Origin of the sequence: Actinoplanes sp. NPDC049316, assembly GCF_040677315.1 — a bacterium.
Classification (GTDB): Bacteria; Actinomycetota; Actinomycetes; order Mycobacteriales; family Micromonosporaceae; genus Actinoplanes.
Genome location: NZ_JBFAQM010000021.1, coordinates 93,640 through 114,780 on the forward strand (window position 1 = coordinate 93,640; position 21,141 = coordinate 114,780).

The window sequence follows — 21,141 nt, forward strand, 5'->3', positions numbered from 1 at the left end:
CCGGAAGCGGGCAGCCGGAGCGGAGGCGCCGCTGAGGAGGCGCCGCCGAGGAGGCGCCGCCGAGGAGGCCTAATCGGGCGGTTCCAGGAACAGCGACGACAGCCGAGGCAACCGCCGCTGCATCTCCTCCTCGTCGTCGAAGTCCCAGAGCATCGCGGCATCCGGGCGGCCCGGTGGTGCGTCGCTGGGCGGCAAATCCTCGCCGGTCGCCTGTTGGTGGGCCATCTGCGCGATGGTGAGCACCTCCTCGGCCTCGAACACCGCGCCGCTGGTGGCGGCGGAGCGGACGGCGGGGAGGTCGGCCAGCGAGTCGGGGTCGCGCACCGCGCGGGCCAGCACGTCGCGGCCGTTGGCGATGAGCCAGCCGCGGAAGTGGTCGAATCCGTCGTCGGAGCAGCCGCCGTTGATCAGGTAGGCCGCCGCCCACAGGTCTTCCTTGCCGGAGGCGCTCATCACCTTGTCGAGGTGCCGGGCCCAGGCCACGATCTCGGCGGGGTCGCGCCCGGCCAGCTCGGCGGCCGCCCGTTTCGCCACCTCGTCCGGCGAGGCCGGCCGGTCGGCGGTCGCCCGGTCGATGACCGCCCAGAAGTCGTCCGTTCTCATGTCCGACAGCCTGCCAGCCGGGTACGACAAAACCGGGGAGGCAGGATGGGGGCATGCGTCCGGTATCGCTGCCCGAGGTCGCTTACGGTGCTACGGCCGTACGCCCGGAATGGGCTGATCTGCCACCCGCCGTGCGGGCGGCCGTCAACGACCGGCTGGGGTCGCCGGTCGTTGCCGCAAGCACCGCCGGCGGCGGCTTCACCAGGGCCTTCGCGGCCACCGTCGAAACGGCGGACGGCGGACGCGCCTTCCTCAAGGCCGCGCCGCTGGCAGACCCCGCATCAGACGCGTACGCCCGTGAGGCGGCCATCACATCGGCCCTGCCGCCGGAGGTTCCCGCCGCCCGCCTCCTCTGGACGCTGGTCACCGACGGTTACTACGTCCTGTGCCTGGAGGCGATCCGCGGTCGCGTACCCGATCTGCCCTGGAAACCGGACGACCTCGCAGCGGCGCTGCAGGCGTGGCGACAAGCGTCGGCGGCGCTGGCTGTCTCACCGATCGCGGACCTGCCGCGACTGAGCGACATCGTCCGCGGGGAGCTGTCGTGGTGGTCCGAGGTCGCAGCGGGACGCGCACCACTCCCACCGTCCCCTGCGTGGGTCCGCAGTCACCTCGAGGAGCTCGCGCGCCTGGAACAGGGGCTGCCACAACTGCTGGAGGGCCCCGGAATGCTCCACGGCGACCTCAGGATCGACAACATCATGATCGATGGGTACGGGAAGAGCTGGCTGTGCGACTGGACGTGGCCATGCCTGGGCGCACCATGGTTCGACACAGTCACACTGCTCGTCACCGCGTACGCGAGCGGCCTGGACACCGACCGCCTCCTGGACCCGTGGGGCGCGCCGGAGGCCGGCGTGGACGGCGCCCTGGCCGCGATGAGCGGCTACTGGCTGACCCGGGCGGCGGGCGGTCCGAGCAGCGCCTCGCCGCACAGCCGGCAACACCAGCGGTTCAGCGGCAGCCAGGCCCTGGCGTGGCTGGCATCACGCCGGGGATGGCGAACGACGGGCTGAGCTGCTGCGGTGCCCCCGGGCTGGATTTGGGGGGCCCGGAGAGGGCCTGATACATTGGTTCGTCGCGTGTGGTGACGCGCTGCTGCCTGCTGCGCCCGCCACCGTCCGAGTACATCATCCGAACTAGTCAGGACAAGGCTGTCGCGTGGCGAACATCAAGTCCCAGATCAAGCGCAACCGGCAGAACGAGAAGGCCCGGCTGCGCAACAAGTCGGTCAAGTCGTCGCTGAAGACCGTGATCCGCAAGCTGAACGAGGCGAGCGAGGCCGGAGACACCGCGACGGCCACCGCGCTGCTGCGTGACGCCTCGCGCCAGCTCGACAAGGCCGCGAGCAAGGGCGTCATCCACAAGAACCAGGCGGCGAACCGCAAGTCGGCCATCGCCAAGCGGATCGCCTCGCTGTCCGCCTGACCCTGCGCCGCCCCGCGCCCGCCGCGGAGCAGCACAACGGCCGCCGCCCACCCGGGCGAGCGGCCGGGTCGAGGACCACACTCCAGGCACCGCCGGACCCCGGGTCCAGCGGTGCCTGAGTCGTATCCCCATCCGCTGCCGGCAGGCCCCGACGGCCCTCGGCGCGCCGCCAGCCATGTCGCAGGCGGCACTTGGCCGACTCCGGCGGCTCAGCTCGGCCGCTCAGCCGGGCGTCTTCCCGCGCAGCACGCCGCAGACCGGACCGGACGGGACCGGACACAGCTCGGGACACTCCAGCGCCTGCCCGCCATCACTCGGGCACTCCCGCCCCTGCCCGGCACCCCTCGGCGCACTCCCGCGCCTGCCCGCCACGGCTCCGCGCACTCCCGCCCTGCCCACCACCACTCGGCGCACTCCCGCGCCTGCCCGCCACGGCTCGGCGGGCTCCCGCGCCTGCCCGGCCACGGCTCGGCGGGCTCCCGCGCCCGCACGGCAGACACGACTCGACAGCCGGACGGGCCGCGCCACGCCGGCGCCGCGGAGCTCGGGCACTCCAGCACCCGCGCGGTAGGCACGGCCGGGCGAAGCTCCGCCACTGCAGCGCCGCCTCGGGCATAGCCGCAGCCCCGCTCGACGCCGCACGCCAGGCTCGACGCAGCACGCCCGGGCTCGACGCAGCACGCCCGGGCTCGACACGGCAGAACTCACCACGCTCCCGCGAAGCACGCCACAGTCTCCCTGCACCCGTAGCCCAGCTCGGCCGCCGCCGTTCGCGGCTGCCCGACCGCCGTCGCGGGCAAGCCCGGATGCGGGCGCGATCAGGCCGGGACGGCACACGCCCGGCCGTGCGCCACGGGACTGCGCTGTGGCCGTACTTGTCAAAGATCTTGCCGAAGCCCTACCAAACAACCACCTCTCCCATCCGCAGACACGCCCGAGTTAGGCCGTCTGTGCGATTCGACCCTCGGCGATCGGTTCGGATGTGCGTCGGATCACGTCGGCCTCGCGGGCGGGGTATCCCGCCTGACGGAGAAGCTAGCGCTCGCGGGGGGCATGGCGGTTCGCCGATATGTCTGGTTTCGCGTTTCCCGGTCAGAGGGGTGCGCACAGGAGTGAGCCGTAAGGAAGTGTCGGACCAGCGTGCGAAGATTCTCGGCGTGAACAGCGCGCCTCCCTCCCTGCTCCTTGTCGTCGGCGACGAGGAGCTGCTTGCCGCCCGGGCGGTCGTCGCGGCGGTCGAGGCGGCTCGTGCGGCCGATCCCGGCGCGGACGTCCGGGAGTACGAGGGCGGTCAGCTGGCCGCCGGCGAGGTGGCCGAGATGCTGAGCCCGTCGCTGTTCGGCGGGCGGCGGGTGCTGGTGATCCGCAGTGGACAGGACGCGCGGAAGGATCTGGTCACCGCTCTGCTGGCTTATGCGAAGAGTCCCGACCCCGATGTGACGTTGATCGTCACGCATCTCGGCGGCGCGAAGGGCAAGGCGCTGGCGGACGGGTTGAAGTCTGCGGGGGCCACCGTCGTTCCCGCCGCGAAGCTCAAGGGTGACCGCGAGCGGATCGCTTTCGTGCGGGACGAGTTCCGGCGCAACGGCGGGCGGTGCGACGAGCCGGCCGCGGCAGCGCTGCTTCAGGCGGTCGGCACCGATCTGCGGGAGATCGCCGCTGCCTGTTCGCAGCTGCTCGCCGACACCGACGGCAAGATCAGTCCCGCGGTGGTCGCGCGGTATTACAAGGGCCGGGCCGAGGTCAGCGGGTTCGCCGTGGCGGACGCCGCGATGATCGGCGACGTGCCGGCGGCGCTCGAGGCGCTGCGCTGGGCCCTGCACGTCGGCGTCGATCCGGTCCCGATCGCCGACGCGATCGCCGACGGCGTGCGTACGGTCGCGCGGGTGGCGTCCGCGGGCCGCGGCAACCCGTACCAGATGGCGAGTTCGCTGGGCATGCCCGCGTGGAAGATCCAGAAGGCTCAGGAACGGGCCCGCGGCTGGTCGCCGGAAGGCCTGGTCGACGCCATGCGTGCGGCCGCCGAGTGCAACGCCGCGGTCAAGGGCGGCGGCGAGGACCGCGGGTATGCCCTGGAGCAGGCCGTGTTCGCCGTGGCCCAGGCCCGCCGCTCCGGAGGAGCCCGGTGACCCGCTCCCGCCGCGCCGGCCTCTCCCGCGACGAGGCCCGCCGCCAACCCCTGTACGCGCGCATGCTCGGCCTGCAGTATCTGGCCCCCAGCGGCTTCCTGTGCTTCGTGTTCCTCGAAGGCGCGATCGCCCTGGGCATCCTCCTGGCGCTGGCCGAACTGGTCAGTTGGTGGGGAGTGCTGGTGCTTCCGGTCACCGTCGCGGCGATGGTCAAGCTGAACGACGTCGTGGCGGGCGCGTTGACCCGGGCCTCCCGGGCCGGCGCCGGCACTCGCGGGCCGGTCCCGGCTCGGTCCGCCGGGCGCGGCACGGCCGTGGGCGACGACGCCGCAGTCCTGGGAAGCAGTGACGACGGCATCGGCGTCGGCGGCTCGGGCGTTTACACCAGCAGCAGGGTCGGCGAGGCAGCGAGTCGCCAAGCCGCGTCGGCCGCATCCGAGGCGCCGGCTCAACGGTCGTCGAGGCGCTGGTCGCCCGGCGCGCGGACCGTCAAGCTGCCACCGTCCGTGATCGCCCAAGCCGCCCGGGACGCCGGCCACGACCAGGCGCCGTACGGCCGGCGAGCTGCCGGCAGCCCGCCGGAGACGCGGGTACCGGACCAAGCCGAACCCGAGCCCGGCCGGGCGGCGCCGAAGGCAGCGTGGGAGCGCGGTTCCGTCACGGAGCGGAGTGCCGACGACCCGTTCTCGCCCGCGCGAAGCCCCTACCCGTCGGGACCGGGACGATTCTCGTTCGAGGCCGACCTGCTCGCGCCCGATTCTGCCCTCACGACGCCTGCGCCGGACCATTTCATCCCAGCGGCCGACCAGGTGTCCGGCGCCCCAACGGCTGCCGGCCCGATGCCTGCCGACATTCCGCCGACGTCCGAAAGCTTCGCGCCGACGTCTGATGGGTTCTCCGGGCCTTACTCGCTTCCCCTCAGCTACGACACCTCGGTCCCGGGCATCGGTCCGAGCGGCGCCGGGGGGCCCCACCCGCTGGCCGAGCGCAACCGGTGGACGACCCGCGACGACGACTACCTGCCACCGCTGGCGGACGGGCCCCACGGCGGCGCCAACGCGGCAGAGCCGGGGATGTTCCCGGCGATGGACCCGCCGCAGCTGCCCACCGGCCCCGCGCCGATCAACGGCCCGCGAGCGACGCCGCGGTGGTCGGGATACCTGGACGAGCAGGAGCAACGCACCCACCAGTCGGCAGCCCGGCGCTACGAGTAAGCCACCCGTGGTGCCCGCCGGGATGCTCAGTGATCCCTCGGCAGATCGCCGGCCGCCGTAGCCCACCTCACATTCGGCTCGCTCCCCAGCGAGAACGCCACCACTCCACCCCGCTGCACGAACGACTCGGGCAGCCACGACTTGTTCAGCACCGCCCCGTTCACCCGCACGCCCTGCACATACATCCCTGCCCCGTCGGCGTTGACCACCAGCCGCACCCCATTGCTCCGCTGGACCTCGACCCGGGTGAAGACCGGGCTGCCGAGCAGCAGTTCCGCCCTTCCCGGCACCTGCGGGAACAGCCCGATGGCCGCGAACACGTACCAGGCGCTCATGGTGCCCAGGTCGTCGTTGCCGGGCAGGCCCGCCGGGCCCGTCCCGTACGCGGTGTCCACGATCTGCCGGACGGTCTCCTGCGTCTTCCACGGCTGCCCGAGCCCGTTGTACAGCCACGGCGCGTGGATCCCCGGCTCGTTCGTCGGGTCGTAGCGCAGCGCGTTGCCGCCGAGAACCGCCCAGTTGCCGTTCTCGTCGTGGAAGAAGCCGTCGAGCCGGGTGACCGCCGCCGACCGGCCGCCCATGAGCGCCGCCAGGCCGGACACGTCCTGCGGCACCATCCACGTGTACGTGGCGCTGGACCCCTGGGCGAATCCGACGTCCGTGGCCGGCGTGAAGCCGCTCTGCCAGCTCCCATCCGCCCGGCGCGCCGCCTGATAGCCGACCGCGGGGTTGAAGGTGTTCTTCCAGTAGTCGCCGCGCGGGAGGAACTCGCGGTAGAGGCCGGTACGCCCGGCCCGCTGCGCCCACATGGCCAGGGAGAAGTCGGCGAGCGAGTTCTCCAGCGTTTCCGCGGCGCCGCCCCAGCAGTGGCAGATGTCGTTCGCGGCGTACTTCAAAGCCAGGTACGTGTTCAGCGTCGGCCGCTGTCCCAGGCACTGGCCGGGGCAGCCGGCGTCGGACAGCGCGTCGGGATTCTGCACGGTGGCCTGCCCGACCAGCGAGTCGAGGGCCCCGTTGACGTCGAAGTTGCGGACGCCCATCGCGTAGTACGTGGCGAGCGTCGGCGCGGCCGGGTCGCCGGTCATCACATGGGTCGGGGCGCCGAGGTGCAGCCACCGGTCCCAGATGCCCCTGTTCTGCGCGGCGAAGTCCATCATCGACTGCGCCATGTCACCGGCGACGTCCGGGCGCAGGATCGCCAGCAGCTGGATCTGCGCACGATATTGGTCCCAGCCGGAGAACGTGCCGTACACCGCTTTCCGCCCGGGGCGAAGGGTGTGGATCTGCAGGTCGGCGCCGAGGTAGCGGCCGTCGAGGTCGTTCATGGTCTGCGGCTGCATGAGGGAGTGGTAGACGGCGGTGTAGAAGGCGGTGGTGCGCGCCTCGGTGCCGCCGCCCACGCGGATCCGCTTCAGCTCGGTGGTCCAGGCGGCGCGCGTCGCGGCCGCGACCGACTCGACGGTCGACCCGGCGGTCACCTCCGCGTCCCGGTTGGCCGCCGCACCGGCGAGGCTCACGTACGAGATCCCGACGCGCATCCGCACGCCGGTGTCCGTACCGGTGTCGAAGCCGACCCACCCGCCGGAGCCGCGACCAGCCCGGTCGGCGCCGGTCAGATAGCCTTCGCCGCCGGTGGCCGTGGTGCCGCCCGGTGTGATCGACGAGTCCTTCCACGTTCCCGTCCGGGCGAAGTCGCGGTCGAACACGGCGCTGAAGTACAGCCTGTAGTACGAGCGCCGGTTCGGGTTGGAGGCGCCACCACCGTTGCCGCGCCGCCCGCAGAAACCGCCGGTCAGGACCGAGCCGTTCACCGTACGGGCGGCGGCGTCGATGCTGATCTCGGCGTCCTCGCTGCCGTTCAGCGAGTTCGACGTGCGGAACAGCAGGTTCGCGGCCGCGCCCGCGGGAAACGAGAAGTCGCCGATGCCCGCGCGGGTGCTCACCGCCAGGTCCGTACGCGCGCCGGAGTCCAGCGTGACCGTGTAGCGCCCGGGACTGGCCGACTCGTTGGCGTGCGAGAACGTGGCCGCGTACTTGGCGTCGCGGGTGTCCGCGGTCGGCGAGGTGTCCACGTCGCCCACGTACGGCATGATCGGCACATCACCCGCGGCGCCCGGATTGCACCCGGCCCCGTTGACGTGGGTGAGGCTGAACCCGCGCACCTTGGTGACGTTGTACTCGTACCCGTTGGCGGCGCCGGTGCTGGTCTGGTCGCCGGTGGTGCTGGTCGGGCTCCAGGCGATCATGCCGAACGGCCGGGTCGCCCCGGGCCACGTGTTGCCGCCTCGCGAGCTGCCGATGAAGGGGTCCACGTACGCGGCCGGGTCTGCCACGAGCGGCACGGACGCCGGCGCGGCCTCGGCCCGTACGGCCGGAGCCACCGTCACGACCAGCACCGTCCCCACGACCCCGGCCAGCAAGGAACGCACACGCGACTTCGACATGGACCAGACCCTACGGTGACGTCGATGATCACCGATACGCTTACCGATCATCCCCGGGGTGAACCCTCGGCGAACGCGGCCAGCCACTCGTCGAACGTCTGCACCCCGCGCGGCCCCGGCCCGGTCGGCAGCAGACCACCCGTCCGCATGGGACCGGGCAGCCACAGCGGCACCACCGGCCGACGCCGGGCGCCGCCGGCCCGGATCAGCCGCCGCGCCATGTCGACCAGGGACTCGACCCGCGGCCCGGCCAGATCGCCCGCCATCCCCTCCGGCTCTCCGGCGGCCAGCTCCACCAGCGCCTGCGCGACTTCCCGCACCGCGACGGGCTGCACCTTCATCGCGGGGACCAACGCCACCGGCCCCGGCAGCCGGGTGAGGATCTGCCCAGCGAACTCGTGGAACTGGGTGGCCCGCAGCACGCTCCACGGCACCCCGCCACCGCGGACGACCTCCTCCTGGCGCAGCTTGCCCTGGTAGTAGCCGGTCTTCACGCGGTCGATACCCACGATCGAGAGAGCGACGTGATGCCGCACCCCGGCTCGCGCTGCCGCCGCCAGCAGGTTGCGTCCGGCCCTGTCGAAGAAGTCGACGGCGACCTCGCGCTTCATCGTGGTGACGTTGCTGACGTCGATCGTCGCCTCGGCGCCGGCCAGCGCGGCGTCGAGCCCCGAGCCGGTGACCAGATCGACGCCGGCCGCCCGCGACAACGGAACCGGCTCGTGCCCCGCCCGGGTCAGCAGCTCCACCACGTGCCGCCCGGTGAGACCGGTACCGCCCGCGACTGCAACCTTCATCGTTCGCTCCCTTCTCGGACCCCTCGGACCATGGACGACCCGGCGGCCGGGAATGTGACACCTCACTGCGGCGGATCGCCGCGAGCGACCACGGCCAAGCCACCCCCAGCGGTACGCACCGCCGCCAGATCACCTCCCACATCGGTACGCAGCACCGCGGCCCCGCCCCGTCCGAGCCGCGCCAGCAACGCCGCATTCGGATGCCCGTAGTCGTTGTCCACGCCCACGGACACCAGTGCCACGGCCGGATCCACCGCATCCACGAACTCGGGCGACTGGTACGCGCTGCCGTGATGCGCGACCTTCAGCACGTCCGCGCGTACCGCGCCGGCGCCGAGGTGCCTGAGCAACTCGTCCTGTTCCTCGGTCTCCGCGTCGCCCGGCAGCAGTACCGTCCGGCCGTCCACCCGGGCGAGCAGGACGAGCGAGTTGTTGTTCGGATCGGAGTTCGTGGCGTGCAGCGGTTCGAACGGCCCGATGACGGTCAGGTCCAGGCCCCCGGCCGCGTATCGCCAGCCCGGCCCGACGGCCGCCATCGGCACACGCGCGGTCCTGGCCTCGGCGGCGACGGCGGCCCGCCCACCGGGTGGCTCCGGCCAGTCGGGTGTCACGACCGCGCCGACCGTACGCCCGCGGAACACCCCCGCGACGCCGCCGACGTGGTCGACGTGGAAGTGGCTGACGACGAAGAGCACGACCTGCCGTACGCCCAGCCGCCGCAGGCAGTGGTCCACCGCCTCCGGTTCGGGCCCGGCGTCCACCACGATCGCCTGTCCCCGGCCAACCGGCAGCACGACGGCGTCGCCCTGGCCCACCGCGCAGGTCACGACGATCCAGCGCGGCGGCGGCCATCCCGAGGCGAGCAGCCGTACGGGCAGAGCCCCCAGCATCGCCCCGGCCGCCACCACCGCGACGAGCCGCCGTACGAGGGGCCTGCGCGCGGCGACCAGCAACGCCACGGTGAGCGCCCCCAGCAGCACCGCTCCGCTCACCCCGGCGGGCCACGGCACAGCGCCCGCGGGCACCCGCGCCCCGTACGTCGCCACCACCACGAGCCAGCGCGCCGGCCACTGCCCCACCCAGGCCGTGAACTCCGCCCCGGCCGGCCACACCGGCGACAGCACGGCGGCCGACACCCCGAGCAACGTCGCGGGCGCGATGGCCGGCACGACGAGCAGGTTCGCCGGTACGGCCACCAGGCTCACGCTGCCGGACAGCCCCGCAACGACGGGCCCGCAGGCGACCTGAGCCGCGGCGGGCACGGCCAGCGCCTCCGCCGCCCCCGACGGCCAGCCCCGCCGCAGCAAAGCGTCGCGCCACCCCGGTGCCACGAGCAGCAAGCCGGCGGTGGCGAGCACGGACAGCGCGAACCCGGGATCACCGGCCAGCTCGGGGTCGACGACGATCAGCACGCCCACCCCGGCCGCCAGAGCGGGCACGGCCGCCCGTGGCCGCCCGGTGGCCAGCCCCACCAGCCCGATCGCCCCCATCGCCGCGGCCCGTACGACGCTGGGCGACGGCCGCGCCAGGATCACGAAGCCGGCCAGCGCCCCGGCACAGATCACCGCGGTGACGACCGGGCCGGCCCGCGTCCGCCGTACGGCGAACAGCACCACGCCCAGGATGATCGCGACGTTCGCCCCGCTGACCGCGTTGAGATGGGTCATACCGGTGGCGCGGAAGTCCTCCTCGAGCGTCGGCTGCAGCCGGCTCGTGTCCCCCACCACCAGCCCGGGCAGCAGTCCACCCACGTCGTCGGGCAACGGCTCGCAGGCGCGCTGGAGCCCGGCCCGCAGCGATCCCGCAGCGCGCTGCGCCCACGACGGCCGCCCGTGCAGCTCCGGAGCGTCCTTGACGGACAGCACGGCGGCGCGCAGGTCGCCACCCCGTGGGGGCATGAGCTTGCCGGTCGTCGACAGCCGCTGTCCCGGCAGCAGCGGCCGCCACGCCGGGTCCTTCCCGAGCACGATCGCCCGCGCCGAGAGCCGCATCCCGGGGGTGTCCTCCGGCTGCAGCTCGGTCAGCTCCACGGAGACCAGGTACGTGGGCGGCAGTCCCGGCGACCCGTCGAGCGCCCGCGGATCGTCCCGCACGACCAGCTCCACCCGTACGGTGGCCCCCGCGGCGACCAGAGCGGCCAGCGGACCGGCCTCCCGCACACTGACCCGCGCGGCGGTCGCGACGGCCCCGCACCCGGCGCCGAGCAGCACGGCCGCGGCCACCCACCGCCCGCCGTCCCGCCACAACCGCCCGAGCCGCCCGCCCGCCGAAGCCGGCGCGAACGCGGCCGTGGTGAGAACCAGGGCGATGCCGGCCACCACCATCCCCGTCCGGAACGACAGATGCAGCGCGGACAGTGCCGCCAGCCAGCACCCGACGGCGAACCCGGCGAGCCGCAGGTCCGCCGTCATACCGTCACCAGATCCTTGAGCTGCTCGAAGCGCGCGTCGCCGATGCCGTCGACCTTGCGCAGGTCCGTGACGGCCTTGAACCCGCCCTGGGCGTCGCGGGCGTCGAGGATCCGCTGGGCGAGCACCGGCCCCACGCCCGGCAGCGTGTCCAGGTCCGCGAGCGTCGCGCTGTTGAGATTGACGAGCCCACCGGCCGCCGCGGACCCGGTGCCGGCCGGTGCGGTCGTCGCAGCCCCCGGCGGTGGCGTGACGCCGACCATGATGAGCTCGCCGTCGACGACCTTGCGCGCCAGGTTGAGCGGCGCGACGTCGACGCCGGGCGCCGCGCCACCAGCGGCCTGGAGGGCATCGGCCACCCGCGCCCCGGGCGCCAGCTGCACGAGCCCGGGCTTGCGCACCTTGCCACCCACCGCCACCACGACCTCCGCCGCCGACGCCGAGGCGACCGGGGCGGCGGTGACGGTGGCGCCGGCCTCGAGCGACGGCGTCGGCACGGGCTCCACCCGCGGCCGCGACCGCCACGCGATCAGAGCGGCGATCAGCACCACCACGGCTGCGACGGCGGCGAGCGCCTTGACGCCCCGCCGTCCGGGATCGAACGCCCCCAACCGCGACGTCGCACCACCACCGCCGAGATCGCCGGGAAGCCGCAGCGGTGTGTCCGAAGCGGACCAGGCCGGACGACAAGCCAGATCAGCAGGCTCGTCCGCGGCAAGGGGCAGCGACGCCGCGGGAGCATGAGGAGGAGGCGGCGGCACACCAGGCGAGCCGGGCAGCGTCACATCATCGGGCCACCCGGGCGCATCGTCCGGCCATCCGGGGATCGCATCCGACCATCCCGGAACGACATCGGCCCAGTTCAACCGTGGCCCACCCGGCGTCGGCCACTCCTGGGCGGGCGCGGACGGCGGGGAAGCCCACGGCGACCCGGATCGGAAACCCGTGACCCCCGGCCGGGCCAGCACCGTGCTGAGCCTGGCGCTGACGCCCTCTTCGGAATTGTTCGCCTCACCCACGCCGCGACCGTAGGGTTTCGGCGGCGGCAGGCGACGGGATCCGCCGCCGCGCCTGTGGACGGCGACGCATTGTGGACAACCGGGAGACCGATGGAATCTGTGGTACAGCCCGAGATCGTCGAGCGGCTGCGTGCCGCCGGCTGCGTGTTCGCCGAGGACGAGGCGGCGGTCCTCACCGAGGCCGCCGGCGACGGCCCCACGCTGTGGGAACTCGTCCGGCGCCGGGTCGAGGGCGAGCCGTTGGAGCAGGTCGTCGGCTACGCGGACTTCTGCGGCGTCCGGGTCCGGCTACACCCCGGCGTCTTCGTGCCCCGCCTCCGCAGCGGACTCCTGGTGACTCTGGCCGCCGCCCATGCGGAACCCCGGAGCCCCGCTGCGGCTGCCGCCCATGCGGAACCCCGGAGCACCGTCCTGGACCTGTGCTGCGGCTCCGGCGCCCTCGGCCTGGCCGTGCGTCACCAGGTACCGTCCATCGCCCTGCACGCCGCGGACGCCGACCCCGCCGCGGTGGCCTGTGCCCGCGACAACCTGGGCGACGGCGTCCATCTCAGCGATCTCTTCGCCGGCCTCCCCGGCCACCTGCGCGGGACCGTCGACGTCCTTCTCGCGAACGTCCCGTACGTGGCGACCCGCCACCTCCCCTTCCTTCCCGCCGAGGCCCGCCTGCACGAGCCCCGTACGGCCCTGGACGGCGGCGAGGACGGTCTCGACCTCTTCCGTGCCGTGGTCGCCGAGGCCCCCGCCTGGCTGGCCCCGGGCGGTCTCCTGCTCTCCGAGGTCACCGAGGCACAGATACCGGCGGCCGTCGATGCCGTGCGGGCGGCGGGGCTGCGGCCGGCGGTCCACTCCGATGACGACCTCGATGCAACGGTCGTGACAGGCGCATCCCCGAGGGGATAAGGTCGGCGGCCGACCGACACGCGGGGAGGGCACGAGCGCCGTGGGGCTGTTCCGCAGTGTGGCCCGGGCGCGCCTGGCGAGCCAGGTGATCCGGCGTCTGCGCCGGGCCGGTGTGCCGGATGCCCGCTATCACCGGTCCACTTTCTCGGTTCACGCGACCCGGCCGGGCGACGGCGAGCCGAGCGTGCTGCGCCTCGACGAGGTCCGCCGCGGCCGGGTGGCAGAATTCGTCGCCGGGTTCCTCCGGGCGCCGGGCCTGCCGGCGACGTGGGCCGAGGCTCGGCCGCTGCTGCGCCCGGTGTTGCGCGGCGCCGTCCCACCGGCCGACGTCGGCACGCCGCTGAGCCGGCCGGCGTTCCCGTTCCTGGCCGAGTTCGTGGTGGTGGATCAGCCGGACACGATGACGTACGTGAACGCGGCGCACGGCTGGGGCGTGACCGACGACGAGGTGTTCGCGGCCGCGCGGGCCAACCTGTCCGGGGCGACGCTGGTGGGCGCCGCCGACGAGCCGGTGGTGGTGCAGTTCATCGACGACGGCGACTCGTACTGGACGTCGCATCTGCTGCTCGACGGCTGGCTCGCCGGGCTGGCCGGTCAGGTCGGCGGCCGGCCGGTGGCGTTCGCGCCGGAGCGGGGCACGCTGCTGGTCACCGCGGACGGCAGTGACCTGCTTCCGGGCCTGTTCGAGCAGGCTGAGGCGGCCTTCCTGGCGTCGCCGCGGGCCATCACCCCGATGGCGTACGTGTCGGACGAGCGCGGCCGGACCGTGCCGTATCCGGCGCCGCCGGGCTCTCCGTTGGAGGTCTGCGTGCGGCGGGCCGAGGCCGTTCTCGCGGCCCGGGCGTACGAGCGCCAGGCGGAGAGCCTTCCGCTGGCGGCCGAGCTGCTCATCACGGGCCACGGGCGTACGCGGGCGGTATGGGCCTCGGACGGCCCGGCGCTGCTGCCCCGGGCGGACGAGGTCCAGTACGGCGACACGGTCAAACCCTGGGATGAGGTCGAGCCGCATCTGACCCCGCAGGGCCTCAACCCGGAGCGCTGGCGCGCCGACAAGTGGCCCGTCTAGCTGCGCCGGTGCACGACGATACCGGCCACCCCGGGTCCCACGTGCGCCGCGACCACGGCTCCGATCTCGGTGATGTAGCAGTCGCGTAGCCGGTCCCCGAGCCGCATGGCGACGGCGTCGGCGAGCGACCGGGCCCGGTCGGCGCTGCCGAGGTGGTGAACCGCGATGTCGACCTCGCCGGTCCCGGCGGCTTCCACGGCCAGGTCGACGAGCCGGGCGAGGGCGCGCCCGGCCGTACGGACCTTGTCCCGCACCACGATCGAGCCGTCCACCACGTGCAGGATGGGTTTCACCGACAGCGCGGTGCCGAGCAGGGCGGAGGCGGCGCCGATCCGGCCACCCCGGCGCAGGTGCTCGAGGGTGTCGACGTAGAACAGCGTGCTCACCCTGGCGGCATTGTCGGCCGCGGCCCGGCGTACCTCCTCCAGCGAGCCGCCCTGCCGCGCCGTGGTGGCCGCGGCGAGCGCCGCGAAGCCGAGTCCCATGCCGGTGGTGCCGCTGTCGACGACCTGGACCTGCGGTCCGATCTCGCTCGCGGCGAGCACCGCCGCGTCGTACGTGCCGGACAGCCGCGAGGACAGGTGCACGGAGACGATGCCGTCCACCCCGTCGTCGAGCAGTTTCCGGTACGCGGCGACGAACTGCTCGGGCGCCGGGCGCGAGGTGCTGACGGCGAACCGCCGGCCGCTGAGCGCGCGGGCCACCTCGGCCGGCGAGATCTCCTCCCCCTCGAGTCCTTCGTCGCCGTTGACGACGACGGTGAGCGGTACGACGGTCAGGTCGTACGTCCCGCTCAGTTCGGGGGGAAAGTACGCGGTGGAGTCGGTGACGACCGCGACGGGCATGCGGGCACGGTAACGGATGCGCGGCTAGTTCGCGCGGATCGCGGTCACGAGGAACGGCGTGCCCTGCATGCAGGTGGTCATCATCCCCGGCTGAGAACGCCCGGTGACGGTCACGGAGGCCCCGTCCTTGGCGGCCGGGCGCAGCTTCTCGTCCCGGATGATCAGCAGGTTGTCGTCGAGCAGGAGGCAGCCGGGCTCGACGCCCGCGGTGATCGTGCCGGAGATCGTCCGGGTGCTGGTGTCCACGGGCGTCCTGGTTTCTTCCGTGGGGACGGCGGAAGAGGCCGGCGCTCCGGCCGGATCGGCGGTGCCGCCCCCGTCAGCGCCCCCGTTGGCGCAGCCGGCGACGGACAGCGCCAGCGCGGTGGCGGCGAGCAGAGTCATGCGTCGGATCATCATGGCCCTTGGACGCTACCGGTCCGCCGATCCGTTCCGGGAGCGGGCGGTCAAACCGGCGGCGGGACCGGCCGCTCGGTGAACGGTCCCACGTTGTACGCGGCGAGCTGCCACCCGCGCGAGTCGTCGTGGGTGAGCTCCGCCCAGTGGCAGTTCTGCAGCGCACGCAGCGTCCGCAGCTGCTCGCGGGGCCAGCCGAGCAGATGACCGACCCCTTGGCGGGCCGCCGCGCCGTGGGTGGCCACGACGACCGTGCCGCCGGCGGCAACGGAGCCGGCGGCCTCCAGGAACGCGTCGGCGACCCGCTTGCCCATGGCGTCGAGCGTCTCGATGTCGCCGCCGATGACGTCCTCGCCTGCCTTCCAGCGGGCGTGTTCCTGCGGCCGGGTCGCGGCGACCTCGTCCATCGTCAGTCCCTGCCAGGCGCCGAAGTACCGCTCGCGGAGGCGCTCGTCGTGACGCACGGAGTGCCCGGTCAGCGCGGCCAGGGCGGCGGCCGTGTCGGCGGCGCGGCGCAGGTCGCTGGAGACGACGGCGGCGGGGCGCAGGCGAACGAGCAGCTCGGCCGCGTCGACGGCCTGCTGCTCGCCGAGCCCGTTGAGCGGCACGTCGGACTGTCCCTGGACGCGGCCGGCCGCGTTCCAGTCGGTGTTGCCGTGCCGCCAGACGATGAGGCGGGTCGTCGTCATGCCACGCCGGAGGAGTCGGCCTCGACCATGTCCCGGTCGACGAACTCAATCGTCGGGCAGTCCTTCCACAGCCGGTCGAGGGCGTAGAACTCCCGCTCCTCGGCGTGCTGGATGTGCACGACGATGTCGACGTAGTCGAGCAGGACCCAGCGGCCCTGACGCTCGCCCTCGCGGCGGACCGGCTTCGCCTTCTCCGGGAGGTTGATCAGGGCCTCCTCGACGGCGTCGACGATCGCGATGACCTGCCGCTCGTTGGAGGCCGACGCGATGACGAACGCGTCGGTGATGTAGAGCTGCTCGGCCACGTCGATGATGACGATGTCCTGAGCCTTCTTGTCGGCGGCGGCCTGCGCTGCCGTCAGCGCGAGCTCGCGGGCGCGGTCGGTGACGGGCACCGGTCTCCCCTCGTTAGGTTTCGTGTCGGGTTCAAGCCTCTCACACCGGTATGACAACTCGAGACGGACAGATAGCCCGAAAACGGTCGCTACTCCCGATAAAGATGCCGCTTGGCGATGTACTGCACCACACCATCGGGTACCAGGTACCAGACGGGCTGCCCCTTGGCGACCCGGGCGCGGCAGTCGCTGGACGAGATCGCCATCGCGGGGACCTCCACCAGAGTCACGCTCTTCTCCGGCAGGTGCGCGGCGGACAGCTCGAAGCCGGGCCGGGTCACGCCGATGAAGTGCGCCAGCGACAGCATCTCCAGCGCGTCCTTCCACGACAGGATCCGCTCCAGCGCGTCGGCCCCGGTGATGAAGTACAGCTCGGTCTCCGGCCCGTAGACCGCGCGCAGGTCCCGCAGGGTGTCGATCGTGTACGTCAGCCCGTCCCGGTCCACGTCGGCGCGGCTCACGTGGAAGCGCGGATTCGACGCCGTCGCGATCACCGTCATCAGGTAGCGGTCCTCAGCCGGGCTGACCGCGCCCTTCTGCCAGGGCTGGCCGGTGGGCACGAACACCACCTCGTCCAGGTCGAAGCGGCTCTGCACCTCGCTCGCCGCCACCAGGTGACCGTGGTGGATCGGGTCGAACGTCCCGCCCATGATCCCGATCCGTCGACGCCTGTCCATCGGCGAATCCTAGATCAATCGCCCGATCAGCTGTCGAGGCGCTTGCGTACGGCGGCCAGCAGGTCCTCCGCGGTGAACGGCTTCTCCAGCAGCGCCACGCCCGGGTCGAGCGTGCCCTGCGACGCCAGGACCGGCTGCGCGTACCCGGACATGTAGAGCACCCGCGTCTCGGGCCGTACGCCGGTGAGCCGTTCGGCCAGCTCCTTGCCGAGCATGCCGGGCATCACGACGTCGCTGACCAGCAGGTCGATCGCCCCCTCGTGCAGCGCCGCCACCTCGAGCGCGCGCGCCCCTCCGTCGGCCGACAGCACGTGGTAGCCGGCCCCGGACAGGATGCGTCCGGCCACGTCCCGCAGCGCCGCCTCGTCCTCGACCACGAGCAGCGTCTCACCGTGCCCGAGCGTGGCGGCCGGCTCGGGCTCGGGAGCCTCCTGCGGTGCTCCTTCCTGGGAGGCCGGGAGCAGCACGGTGACGGTGGTGCCCACACCCGGCTCCGAGGCGATGGCGACGCTGCCGCCGGCCTGGGTGGCGATGCCGTAGACCGTGGCCAGGCCCAGCCCGGCCGCCTCGTGGTTGGGCTTGGTCGTGAAGAACGGCTCGAACGCCCGCTCCACGACGTCCGGCGTCATGCCGCGGCCGGCGTCACAGACGCGCAGCCGGACGTAGTCGCCGGGGGCCAGCTCCGGGTGCTCGCCGGGCGCCAGGTGCGCGGCCGCCGTGTCGATGACGAGGCTGCCACCGCCGGGCATCGCGTCCCGGGCGTTCACCGCGAGGTTGACCAGCAGCTGCTCGATCTGGCCCGGATCGCAGGTCACCGGGGGCAGCGCCGCGGCGGGATTCGTGACCAGCCCGATGTGCTCGCCGAGCGTGCGGCGCAGCAGCTCCTCGACGTCGCCGAGCACCTCGTTCAGGTCCAGCACCTGCGGCCGGATCACCTCCCGGCGGGCGAACTTGAGCAGCTGGTGGGTGAGGCCGGTGCCTCGCTCACCGGCCTTGACCACCTGCCGGGCGTCGGCCGCGATGGTGGCGACGTCCGGCGTGGGCGACTCCGCCTCCTCGATCACGAAGTGCGCGTAGTTCACGATCACGCCGAGGAGGTTGTTGAAGTCGTGCGCGATGCCGCCGGCCAGCTGCCCGAGCGCCTCCAGCCGCTGGCTGCGGTTGCCCTGCGCCGCCGCCTCCAGCCGGCGCCGCTCGGTGACGTCCCGGACCACCGCCACGGTGACCTCGCCGTGCGGGGTGGAGACGACGGCGAGCGACGCCTCGGCGGGGAATTCCGTGCCGTCGCGCCGGAGCACGTGCAGCGACACCATCCCCACCGGCCCGGCGCCCATCCCCCGGCCGGAGCGCTTGGCCCGCTCCGGGAAGGCCTCGCGGGCGGCGTCGCTGAGCAGCACGTGGGCGTGCTTGCCCAGCAGCTCGCCGCGAGGCCATCCGAAGATCTCCTCGGCCCGGTCGTTGAGCAGGACGATCCGTCCCTCGTCCATGACGACGATCGCATCCGGGGCGGCCTGCAGCAGACCACCGGACAGCTCCTCGGACCACTCCACCGCTCACCCCCGTCCATCGAGGCTATCCGCTCGAACCGGGAGCAAGAGGCGAAATCGTCTATCCGCGGGCGGTCAGCGCCCGGCGGAGGTCGTCGTCGCCGTCCGTGACCACCCGGCGCAGGATCGCCGAGAGGTCCGTGCGGGCCAACAGCTCGGCGGCGAGCTCGCGGGTGCGCTCCGCGACCACGACCGACGGGTACGCGGTGACGGCGAGCCGCTCCCCGCTCATCCCGGTCCGGCGCGCCAGCATCCCCGGTATGTCGGCGAAGTACCGCTCGGCGTACGGGGCGACGAGCTCGAGCTGCTCCGGCTGCCAGAAGCCCTGGGCGGTGGCCTCCAGGATGCGGTTCGACGCGTCCGGATCCGAGATCACGAACTCCCAGGCGCGCGCCTTCGCCTCGGGGTCGGGCAGCGCCGCGCGGCACCGGGCCGCCGCCTGCTCGCCCAGGGCGCTGCGGTCACGCGCGAGCTCGGCATCGATCTGCTCCGGCCCGGCCGCGCCCAGCACCACCAGACGCTGCAGGATCAGCCAGCGCAGGTCGGCGTCCACGGTCACCCCGTCGGGCACGTTCGCGCCGTCGAGCCAGCCCTGCAGCCGCGCCGTGTCGACACTCGAGCCGATCAAGCCACGCAGCCCGGCGAGCTGGCGGGAGCTGCCCGGCTCGGCGGCCGCCACCAGCCGGTCGCAGGCCTGCGCCAGCATCTCCAGCGCGGCCGGCCGGGCCTCCGGCGTCGGGTAGCGATCCACCAGGGTCCGGGTCATCCGCAGGACGTCCTCGACGATGACCACCTCGCGCTCCACCGGCAGGGCCGCCAGCACGAGCGTGACCAGCTCGGCGACCGGCCGCTCCCCGTCGGTGACCGCGTCCAGCATCGCGCTCCAGAGCACCGCGCGGGCCAGCGAGTCGTCCAGCAGCGACAGGATCGCCGGCACGGCGGCGGCCGAGTCGGGGTCCAGGCGGATCTTCGCGTACGTGAGGTCGCCGTCGTTGACGAGCAGCAGGTCGGCGACGGGCTCCCCGGCCAGCTCCGCGATCACCGTCCGGCCGCCGTCCGTCTCCGGGTCGACGTCGACCTCGACGACCCGGCGCCGGGTCACCGCACCGTCCGCGCCGTGGTCGTAGAGGCCGAGGCAGAGCTTGTGCGGGCGCAGCGCCGGATGCTCGTCGGGAGCGGTCTGCACGAGCGTGACCTGCGCGTACCGGCCGTCGTCGGTGCGCTCGACCTCGGCGCGCAGCGTGTTGATCTGCTCGCGGCGCAGCCACACGTCGGCCCACGCGCCCAGATCGCGGCCGCTGGACCGGGACACGGCGGCGAGCAGGTCGGCAAGGGTGGCGTTGCCGTACGCGTGAGCCGCGAAGTGCTCGTTCAGCCCGGCGAGGAACGCCTTGTCCCCCACCCACGCGACGAGCTGGCGGAGCACGGCCGCGCCCTTCGCGTACGAGATGCCGTCGAAGTTGAGCAGCGCCAGCGCCGTGTCGTCGACGTCGGTCGGCGCGACCGGATGCGTCGACGGGCGCTGGTCGGCGCGCATGCCCCACGCCTTGCGCTGCATCGCGAAGGTCGTCCAGGTCTCGGTGAACCGGGTGGCCTCGGCGGTGATCCGGGTGCCGAGGTACTCCGCGAACGACTCGTTGAGCCACAGGTCGTCCCACCACGCCATGGTCACCAGGTCGCCGAACCACTGGTGGGCCATCTCGTGCGCCACGACGTTCGCCCGCTGCTCGCGCTGGCCGTCGGTGACGGCGGAGCGGTAGATGAACTCGTCGCGGAAGACGACGATGCCCGGGTTCTCCATCGCGCCGAAGTTGAACTCCGGCACGAACGCCTGCCCGTAGTGACCGAACGGGTACCGCACGTCGAAGATCTCGTGGTAGCGGTCCAGGCACTGCTTCGTGACTGTGAACAGCTCGTCCGCCTGCTCGTCGAGGTGCTCGGCGAGCGCCTGCCGGCAGTAGAGGGCCAGCGGGATGCCGTCGTGCTCGTCGGTCACCGCGTGGTACGGCCCCGCGATCAGCGAGACGAAATACGTGGCCAGGGGCTTGGTCTGCGCGAACTCCCAGCGGCCGCCGCCCTCGCCCACGCGGGCGCCGTTGGCCGCCACGAGCCAGTCCTCCGGCGCGGTCACCGCCAGCGTGTACGGCGCCTTCAGGTCGGGCTGGTCGAAGCACGGGAAGATGCGCCGGGCGCCGTCCAGGAACATGTGCGCGTAGAGGTAGACGCGGCCGTCGGCGGGGTCGACGAAGCGGTGCAGGCCCTCGCCCGTGTTCGAGTAGCGCATCTCCGCCTCGACCACGAGCTCGTTCGCGGCGGCGAGCCCGGTCAGCGCGAGCCGCTCGCCGGCCAGGGCGGACGGCTCCAGCGGCGTGCCGTTGAGCGTCGCCGAGATCAGCGCGGCCGGCTCCCACTCCACGAACGTCGAGCCGCCCGGCTCGGTGGAGAAGGTCAGCACCGTCCGGGACCGGAACGTGTCACCGGGGGCGGTGACGTCCAGGTCCACGGCGTATCCCGTGACGGTGATGGCGGCGGCCCTCTCGGTGGCCTCGGCGCGGGTCAGGCTCGGCATGCCGACCATCATGCC

General features: G+C 73.3%; 17 protein-coding genes and 1 pseudogene. 6 read left to right on the top strand and 12 right to left on the bottom strand.

The window, feature by feature from the left end:
• Positions 1–69: 69 nt before the first annotated feature.
• Positions 70–603 (bottom strand): DUF4240 domain-containing protein, encoded by a 534-nt coding sequence (locus AB0K03_RS27630; RefSeq protein WP_364690217.1) that lies wholly within the window; start codon positions 601–603, stop codon positions 70–72.
• Positions 604–656: 53 nt separating this feature from the next.
• Between AB0K03_RS27630 and AB0K03_RS27635 the strand changes: the two genes are divergently transcribed.
• From AB0K03_RS27635 to AB0K03_RS27650, 4 genes and pseudogenes are all read left to right on the top strand, one after another.
• The gene (locus tag AB0K03_RS27635) at positions 657–1,619 is read left to right on the top strand and encodes a phosphotransferase (protein ID WP_364690220.1); all 963 of its coding nucleotides are present in this window, start codon (positions 657–659) and stop codon (positions 1,617–1,619) included.
• A gap of 145 nt (positions 1,620–1,764) precedes the next feature.
• Positions 1,765–2,031 (top strand): 30S ribosomal protein S20, encoded by a 267-nt coding sequence (gene rpsT, locus AB0K03_RS27640; RefSeq protein ID WP_364690223.1) that lies wholly within the window; start codon positions 1,765–1,767, stop codon positions 2,029–2,031.
• Positions 2,032–3,179: 1,148 nt separating this feature from the next.
• On the top strand, positions 3,180–4,160 hold the full coding sequence (holA, locus tag AB0K03_RS27645; RefSeq protein WP_364690354.1) for a DNA polymerase III subunit delta: 981 nt from the start codon (positions 3,180–3,182) through the stop codon (positions 4,158–4,160).
• A 62-nt stretch (positions 4,161–4,222) separates the two neighbouring features.
• Positions 4,223–4,414: pseudogene (locus tag AB0K03_RS27650) on the top strand (hypothetical protein); the annotation flags it as partial.
• A 986-nt stretch (positions 4,415–5,400) separates the two neighbouring features.
• Here AB0K03_RS27650 and AB0K03_RS27655 read toward each other — a convergent pair.
• The 4 genes from AB0K03_RS27655 to AB0K03_RS27670 all read right to left on the bottom strand — a co-directional run bounded on the left by AB0K03_RS27655 (position 5,401) and on the right by AB0K03_RS27670 (position 11,679).
• Complete coding sequence (locus AB0K03_RS27655; protein WP_364690225.1) at positions 5,401–7,818, bottom strand: GH92 family glycosyl hydrolase; 2,418 nt, start codon at positions 7,816–7,818, stop codon at positions 5,401–5,403.
• Between the two features lie 47 nt (positions 7,819–7,865).
• The gene (locus tag AB0K03_RS27660; protein WP_364690228.1) at positions 7,866–8,615 is read right to left on the bottom strand and encodes an NAD(P)H-binding protein; all 750 of its coding nucleotides are present in this window, start codon (positions 8,613–8,615) and stop codon (positions 7,866–7,868) included.
• A 62-nt stretch (positions 8,616–8,677) separates the two neighbouring features.
• Positions 8,678–11,026 carry a ComEC/Rec2 family competence protein gene (locus tag AB0K03_RS27665; RefSeq protein WP_364690231.1) on the bottom strand — a complete coding sequence of 783 codons (2,349 nt, stop codon included), beginning with the start codon at positions 11,024–11,026 and terminating at the stop codon, positions 8,678–8,680.
• On the bottom strand, positions 11,023–11,679 hold the full coding sequence (locus tag AB0K03_RS27670; RefSeq protein ID WP_364690357.1) for a ComEA family DNA-binding protein: 657 nt from the start codon (positions 11,677–11,679) through the stop codon (positions 11,023–11,025). Before AB0K03_RS27670 ends, AB0K03_RS27665 begins: the two co-directional genes overlap by 4 nt.
• Positions 11,680–12,132: 453 nt before the next feature.
• Here AB0K03_RS27670 and AB0K03_RS27675 point away from each other — a divergent pair, with 453 nt between their 5' ends.
• On the top strand, positions 12,133–12,942 hold the full coding sequence (locus AB0K03_RS27675) for a putative protein N(5)-glutamine methyltransferase (RefSeq protein ID WP_364690234.1): 810 nt from the start codon (positions 12,133–12,135) through the stop codon (positions 12,940–12,942).
• Positions 12,943–12,982: 40 nt separating this feature from the next.
• Positions 12,983–14,008, top strand: a complete 1,026-nt coding sequence (locus tag AB0K03_RS27680) for a hypothetical protein (protein WP_364690237.1) — start codon at positions 12,983–12,985, stop codon at positions 14,006–14,008.
• On the opposite strand, the gene AB0K03_RS27685 is transcribed toward AB0K03_RS27680, so the two are convergent.
• From AB0K03_RS27685 to pepN, 7 genes are all read right to left on the bottom strand, one after another.
• Positions 14,005–14,853 carry a DegV family protein gene (locus AB0K03_RS27685; protein ID WP_364690240.1) on the bottom strand — a complete coding sequence of 283 codons (849 nt, stop codon included), beginning with the start codon at positions 14,851–14,853 and terminating at the stop codon, positions 14,005–14,007. The genes AB0K03_RS27680 and AB0K03_RS27685 overlap by 4 nt on opposite strands.
• 24 nt (positions 14,854–14,877) lie before the next feature.
• On the bottom strand, positions 14,878–15,237 hold the full coding sequence (locus AB0K03_RS27690; protein ID WP_364690243.1) for a hypothetical protein: 360 nt from the start codon (positions 15,235–15,237) through the stop codon (positions 14,878–14,880).
• A gap of 62 nt (positions 15,238–15,299) precedes the next feature.
• Positions 15,300–15,938, bottom strand: coding sequence for a histidine phosphatase family protein (locus AB0K03_RS27695; protein ID WP_364690246.1), 639 nt, complete (start codon positions 15,936–15,938; stop codon positions 15,300–15,302).
• Positions 15,935–16,333, bottom strand: coding sequence for a ribosome silencing factor (rsfS, locus tag AB0K03_RS27700; RefSeq protein WP_364690249.1), 399 nt, complete (start codon positions 16,331–16,333; stop codon positions 15,935–15,937). The genes AB0K03_RS27695 and rsfS overlap by 4 nt, the downstream gene beginning before the upstream one ends.
• A gap of 89 nt (positions 16,334–16,422) precedes the next feature.
• Complete coding sequence (gene nadD, locus AB0K03_RS27705; protein ID WP_364690252.1) at positions 16,423–17,010, bottom strand: nicotinate-nucleotide adenylyltransferase; 588 nt, start codon at positions 17,008–17,010, stop codon at positions 16,423–16,425.
• Positions 17,011–17,036: 26 nt separating this feature from the next.
• On the bottom strand, positions 17,037–18,560 hold the full coding sequence (locus AB0K03_RS27710) for an ATP-binding protein (protein ID WP_364690255.1): 1,524 nt from the start codon (positions 18,558–18,560) through the stop codon (positions 17,037–17,039).
• A gap of 58 nt (positions 18,561–18,618) precedes the next feature.
• Positions 18,619–21,126: an aminopeptidase N gene (gene pepN / locus AB0K03_RS27715; RefSeq protein ID WP_364690258.1), complete on the bottom strand. Its 2,508-nt coding sequence runs from the start codon at positions 21,124–21,126 to the stop codon at positions 18,619–18,621.
• Positions 21,127–21,141: the final 15 nt, after the last annotated feature.